This window comes from Cellulomonas triticagri (assembly GCF_003696205.1).
GTDB lineage: Bacteria > Actinomycetota > Actinomycetes > Actinomycetales > Cellulomonadaceae > Cellulomonas > Cellulomonas triticagri.
This window is the reverse complement of record NZ_RFFI01000165.1, coordinates 1-5991: the sequence shown is the minus strand read 5'-3', so window position 1 is coordinate 5991 and position 5991 is coordinate 1. Positions and strand designations below refer to the sequence as shown.

Sequence of the window (5991 nt, the reverse complement as noted above, 5' to 3'; positions counted from 1 at the left end):
TCGGGGCGACCTTCTCGACCGGCGCGTCGGCGGGCACCTCGGCGGCGGCCTCGGCGACCGGCGCCGCGTCCACGGCAGGGGCCGGGTCGACAGCAGGCGCCGGGTCGGCGGCAGGGGCGGCCTTGGCGGCGCGCGAGCGGGAGGTGGACGCCTTGGTGGTCGACGCCCGACGGGTCGACGTCTTCGCGGCCGGGGCCTCGGCGTCGGGGGTGGTCTCGGTCGCGGGCGCCGTGTCGGCGGCGGTGGCCTCGTCGAGCGTCTGCTCGGTGGAGGGCGCGGCCTTGCGGGTGGCGCGGCGGCGCACGGGCTTCTTCGGCGCCTCCTCGCTGGCCGGCGCGTCGGCGGGGACCTCGGCCGTGGTGGCCTGGTCCGCGGCGGGGGCCGCGTCGGCGGCGCGGGTCCGGGGGGTCCGGGGGCGGGGGGCGCGCTTGCGGGGGGCGACCGTCGTCTCCGCCGGCTCACCGCCCGACGTCGTCGCCGTGCTGCTGCTGTCCGGGGTGCTGTCGAGCGTCACGCGGGGTGCTCCTGCATGCCCGGGTACGCCGGCCACACGCGCGGCGCCCGTCGGGCGGTCGGTCGTCGCTCGCGTGGCCGCGGCGACGGAAGTCGTCGGTTCGGTCGCTGCACTGGCGTCCGGCGCCATCGCCTGCCTGGCCTCGGGAGCCCCTGTGGGGGACGTCCACGGCCGGCGGCGCCTGGCGTGCGCGGAGCACTGGTGCGGCGAGCACGGTGGTCGCCCGGGGTGTGTGGGTCCCGGGAGTCCGACGTCAGTATCGCACAGGGGTGGCCGGGACGTGCTCCACGTCACGCTCGTGAACCGGGTCACAATGAGACGACACCGCGTCAGATCGCGGGACCTTTGTCCTACGCTTGTGAACCGAGGCGCAATACCTTCGGATTGCGGCTCCGACCTGGGCCGTTCGGCCCCCCCTCTCGCCTCAGCTCCTGGACGGACTCCTCGTGGAAGCCCTCGACCTGGCCCGCTGGCAGTTCGGTGTCACCACCGTCTACCACTTCATCTTCGTCCCGCTGACGATCGGCCTGGCCCCGCTCGTCGCGATCATGCAGACCATCTGGGTCCGCACCGGCAACGACGTGTGGCTCCGCCTGACCAAGTTCTTCGGCAAGCTCATGCTGATCAACTTCGCGATCGGCGTCGCCACGGGCATCGTCCAGGAGTTCCAGTTCGGCATGAACTGGTCCGAGTACTCCCGGTTCGTCGGCGACGTCTTCGGCGCGCCGCTCGCCATGGAGGGCCTGGTCGCCTTCTTCGTCGAGTCGACCTTCCTCGGCCTGTGGATCTTCGGCTGGGACAAGCTGCCCAAGAAGATCCACCTGGCGTGCATCTGGGCGGTCGCGTTCGCGGTCAACGCCTCGGCGTTCTTCATCCTCGCGGCCAACTCGTGGATGCAGCACCCGGTCGGCACGATCTTCAACACGGAGACCGGCCGCGCGGAGATGACCGACATCGTCGCGGTCCTCACGAACAACACGCTGTGGGCCGCGTTCCCGCACACCGTCACCGCCGCGTTCCTCACGGCGGGCACGTTCGTCGCGGGCATCGCCGCCTGGTGGATGGTCAAGCTCGTCCGCCGCGGCGAGGAGGAGAAGGCCCGCACGGTCTACCGCCCCGCGGTGCGGCTCGGCGTCGCGACCATGCTGGTGGCGGGCATCGGCCTCGGCATCACCGGCCACGCGCAGGGCCAGCTCATGTTCGAGCAGCAGCCCACGAAGATGGCCGCGGCCGAGGCGCTCTGCGAGAGCACCGACGGCGCGTCGTTCTCGCTGCTGGCGATCGGCGACCTGACCAACAACTGCGAGGGCGTGAAGCACTACCTGGAGATCCCGGGCCTGCTGTCGTTCCTCGCGCTCAACGACTTCGACGCCCCGCTGGAGGGCGTCAACCAGCTGCAGGAGCAGTACGAGGCGAAGTACGGCGAGGGCGTCAACTACATCCCCGACCTCACCGTCACCTACTGGGCGTTCCGCCTCATGATCGGCCTCGCGGCCGGGTCCGCGCTGCTCGCCGTGATGGCGTTCTGGATGACCCGCAAGAACCGGGTCTCCGGGAACAAGTGGCTGGCCCGGGTGGGCGTCTGGGCCATCCCGACGCCGTTCCTCGCGTCCTCGTTCGGCTGGATCTTCACCGAGATGGGCCGCCAGCCCTGGGTCGTCTACCCGAACCCGACGGGCGTGGACGGCGTCTGGCTGCTCACCGAGCGCGGCGTCTCCGAGGTGGTCAGCCCGACCATGGTGATCATCTCGATCATCGCGTTCACCCTCGTGTACGGCGTGCTGGCCGTGTTCTGGTTCAAGCTCATGAAGCGGTACGCCCAGGAGGGCGTGGCCGACGTCGAGAAGGACTACAGCCCGGACAACCCCGACAACCAGCCCGACCCCGACGACACCGACGCGGCCGACCGCCCGCTGTCGTTCGCCTACTGAGAGGCCTGGGCACATGGACCTCCCCGTCATCTGGTTCGTCCTCATCGCCGTCCTGTGGATCGGCTACCTCGTCCTCGAGGGCTTCGACTTCGGCGTGGGCATGCTGCTGCCGATCCTCGGCCGCAAGCGCGCCGACGGCGACGCCGACAAGGACCGCCGCGTCATCATCAACACCATCGGCCCCGTCTGGGACGGCAACGAGGTGTGGCTCATCACCGCGGGCGCGGCGATCTTCGCGGCGTTCCCCGAGTGGTACGCGACGCTGTTCTCCGGCTTCTACCTGCCGCTGCTGCTCATCCTCGTCGGGCTGATCTTCCGCGTGGTGTCGCTGGAGTGGCGCGGCAAGATCAACTCCGACCGCTGGCGGCGGTGGGCCGACCGCGGCGTCATGGCCGGCTCCTACCTGCCCGCGATCCTGTGGGGCGTCGCGTTCGCCAACCTGGTGCGGGGCGTCGAGCTGGACGCGGACCACCAGTACGTCGGCGGCTTCTTCGCCCTGCTGAACCCGTTCGCGCTGCTCGGCGGCGTCGTGACGTTCCTGCTGTTCCTCACGCACGGCGCGATCTTCCTGTCGCTCAAGACCGGCGGCGAGATGCGCGAGCGCTCCGGCGCCCTGGCGGCCCGGCTCGCGCCGGTGACGCTGGTCGTGACCGCGGCGTGGGCGATCTGGGCGCAGGTCGCCTACTCGGTGGCCTGGACCTGGGCCGTGGTCGCCGTCGCGGCCGTGGCGCTGGTGCTGGTCGTCCTGACCACCCGGGCGCGCCGCGAGGGCTGGGCGTTCGTCTGGTCCGCCGTGGTCATCGTCGCGGCCGTCGTGCTGATCTTCGGCTCGATGTTCCCCGACGTGATGCCCGCGATCGACCCGGCCAACTCGCTGGACATCCGCAACGCGTCCTCGACGGACTACACGCTGACGATCATGACCTGGGTCGCCGTGATCCTGGTGCCGGTCGTCCTGCTCTACCAGGGCTGGACGTACTGGGTGTTCCGCAAGCGCATCTCGGCGGAGCACATCCCGGAGCACACCGGCCTGACGTTCACGTCGGTGATCACCCGGGGCGACAAGGCGTCCTCGGGCGCCGGCACCTCGGCCTGAGGGACGATCGACCGCGTGAAGCCGCTCGACCCGCGCCTGCTCCGCTACGCCCGCGCCGCCCGGGGCTACCTCGCCCTGACGGTGTCGCTCGGCCTCCTCACGGCCGGGCTGGTCATCGCGCAGGCGGTGCTGCTCGCCCGGGTCCTCGCCTCCGCCGCCCACGACGGCGTGCCGCTGGCCGACCTGCTCCCGCAGATCGGCTGGCTGGCCGCCGTCGTGGCGGCGCGCACCGTCGCGACCGGCGTGCAGGAGCGGTTCGCGCACCGCGCGGCCACCCGGGCGGTCGCGGAGCTGCGGGAGCAGGTCGTGGCCCGCGCCGCGCAGCTCGGGCCGCGCTGGCTCGCCGAGGGTGAGGGCGCGCGCGTCGTCACCCTCGCCACCCGCGGCCTGGAGGCCCTCGAGCCGTACTTCGTGAAGTACCTCCCCCAGCTCGTGCTGTCGGCGACCGTCACCCCCGCGGTGCTGGTCGTCGTCCTGGACCTGGACTGGATCTCCGCCGCCATCGCGGCGGGCACCCTGCCGCTCATCCCGATCTTCATGATCCTCATCGGGCAGCTCACCCAGGGCCGCTCCGAGAAGAGCCTGCGCGTCATGCAGCGGCTCGGCTCGCAGGTGCTCGACCTGGTGGCCGGCCTGCCGACGCTCAAGGCGTTCGGCCGGGAGCGTGGCCCGGCGGCGCGCGTGCAGCAGCTCGGCGACGCCCACCGCCGGGCCACCATGGGCACCCTTCGGATCGCGTTCCTGTCCGGCATGGTGCTGGAGCTGCTGACCAGCCTGTCCGTCGCCCTGATCGCCGTCACGATCGGCATGCGGCTGGTCTACGGGGACGTCGACCTGGTCACCGGCCTCACCGTCCTGGTGCTCGCCCCCGAGGTGTACTGGCCGCTGCGGCAGGTCGGCATGCAGTTCCACGCCTCGACGGACGGCGTCGCCGCCGCGGACCAGGTGTTCCGCGTGCTGGAGACGCCGGTGCCCGCCGCCGGGACCACCCCCGCGCCGGACCTGCGCCGCAGCACGCTCAGGCTGCGCGGCGTCACCGTCCGGGCCCCGGGGCGCGACCTGCTCGCCCCGCACGACCTCGACCTCACGCTCCCGCCCGGCCGCACCGTCGTGGTCACGGGCCCGAGCGGCGCCGGGAAGTCGACCACCGTGGACGTCCTGCTCGGGCTGCTGCGCCCGGAGTCCGGCACCGTCGAGGTCGTCGACGCCGAGGGCCGCGCGCTGCCGCTGGCCGACGTCGACCCGCGCTCCTACTGGGACCAGGTCGCCTGGCTCCCCCAGCGCCCCGTGCTGGAACCCGCGTCCGTCAGCCGCCTCGTCGCCGGGGCGGAGGACGTCGACCTGGACGACGACGCCCGCGCGCGCCGCGACCGGGCCGCCGCGCTCACCGGCATGGACGCGGTCGTCGCCACGCTGCCGGACGGCTGGGCCACCGACCTCGGCCGCGGTGGGTCCGGGCTCAGCGTCGGGCAGCGCCAGCGCGTCGCGCTGACCCGCGCGCTGCTGTCCGACGCTCCGCTGGTCGTGCTGGACGAGCCGACCGCGCACCTGGACGCCGCCGGCGAGCGGGTCGTGCTCGCGACGGTCCGCGCCCTGCGCGCCGAGGGTCGCACGGTGCTGCTGGTCGCCCACCGGGCGTCGCTGGTCGCGCTGGCCGACGAGGTCGTGACCGTGCGGTCGGCGCCGCTTCCCGCGAGCCTCGCGGAGGTGGCCCCGTGACCCGCGTCCGCGAGCGCCTCGCCGCCGACCCGCTGTGGCGGGCGGTGCGGCTGCTCGACGTCAGCCCCCGCCGGGCCGTGCTCGCCGTGCTGCTCGGCGTCCTGGCTCTCGGCTGCGCGGTCGCGCTCGCCGCCACCTCCGCGTGGCTCATCGTGCGCGCGTCCGAGATGCCGCCGGTGCTCAAGCTGTCCGTCGCCGCCGTCGGCGTGCGCGCGTTCGGCATCGGCCGCGGCCTGTTCCGGTACCTGGAGCGCCTGGTCTCGCACGACGTCGCGCTGCGCGGCATGGCCCGGCTGCGCACCACGCTCTACGAGCGGCTGGCCGACGGCCGTCCCGGGGCGACGCTCGCCCTGCGGCGCGGCGACCTGCTCGCCCGCGTGGGTGCCGACGTCGACGCCGTCGGGGACGTGGTCGTGCGCGGGCTGCTGCCCGCCGCCGTGGCCGCCGTCCTCGGGGTCGGCTCCGCCGTCGCCATGGGCCTGTTCCTGCCCTCGGCGGGGATCACCCTGGCGGTGTGCCTCCTCGTCGCCGGCGTGCTCGCGCCCTGGCTGGCCCAGCGCGCGGCCCGCACCACCGAGGCTGCGGCCTCCGACGCCCGCGCGGACATGGCCGCGACCTCGCTCGGCCTGCTGGAGGACGCCTCCGCGCTGGCCGTCCAGGGCCGCACCGCCGCCGAGCTCGACCGGCTGCGCACCGCCGACGCCGCGCTCGCCAGGGCGACCGACCGGGGC

4 protein-coding genes and 1 pseudogene are annotated in these 5991 nt (G+C 73.6%); 4 read left to right on the top strand and 1 reads right to left on the bottom strand.

Annotated features, from left to right (window positions below; genetic code table 11):
- Positions 1 to 514, bottom strand: a pseudogene (locus EBM89_RS19050) (transcription termination factor Rho); the annotation flags it as partial.
- A gap of 446 nt (positions 515 to 960) precedes the next feature.
- Here EBM89_RS19050 and EBM89_RS19045 point away from each other — a divergent pair.
- From EBM89_RS19045 to EBM89_RS19030, 4 genes are all read left to right on the top strand, one after another.
- Positions 961 to 2445, top strand: coding sequence for a cytochrome ubiquinol oxidase subunit I (locus EBM89_RS19045; RefSeq protein WP_122151186.1), 1485 nt, complete (start codon positions 961 to 963; stop codon positions 2443 to 2445).
- A gap of 13 nt (positions 2446 to 2458) precedes the next feature.
- Positions 2459 to 3541, top strand: a complete 1083-nt coding sequence (gene cydB, locus EBM89_RS19040; RefSeq protein ID WP_122151185.1) for a cytochrome d ubiquinol oxidase subunit II — start codon at positions 2459 to 2461, stop codon at positions 3539 to 3541.
- Positions 3542 to 3556: 15 nt separating this feature from the next.
- On the top strand, positions 3557 to 5260 hold the full coding sequence (cydD, locus tag EBM89_RS19035; RefSeq protein ID WP_122151184.1) for a thiol reductant ABC exporter subunit CydD: 1704 nt from the start codon (positions 3557 to 3559) through the stop codon (positions 5258 to 5260).
- The coding region (locus EBM89_RS19030; protein ID WP_500778894.1) for an ABC transporter domain-containing protein at positions 5257 to 5991 on the top strand (735 nt) is incomplete at its 3' end. The genes cydD and EBM89_RS19030, both read left to right, overlap by 4 nt.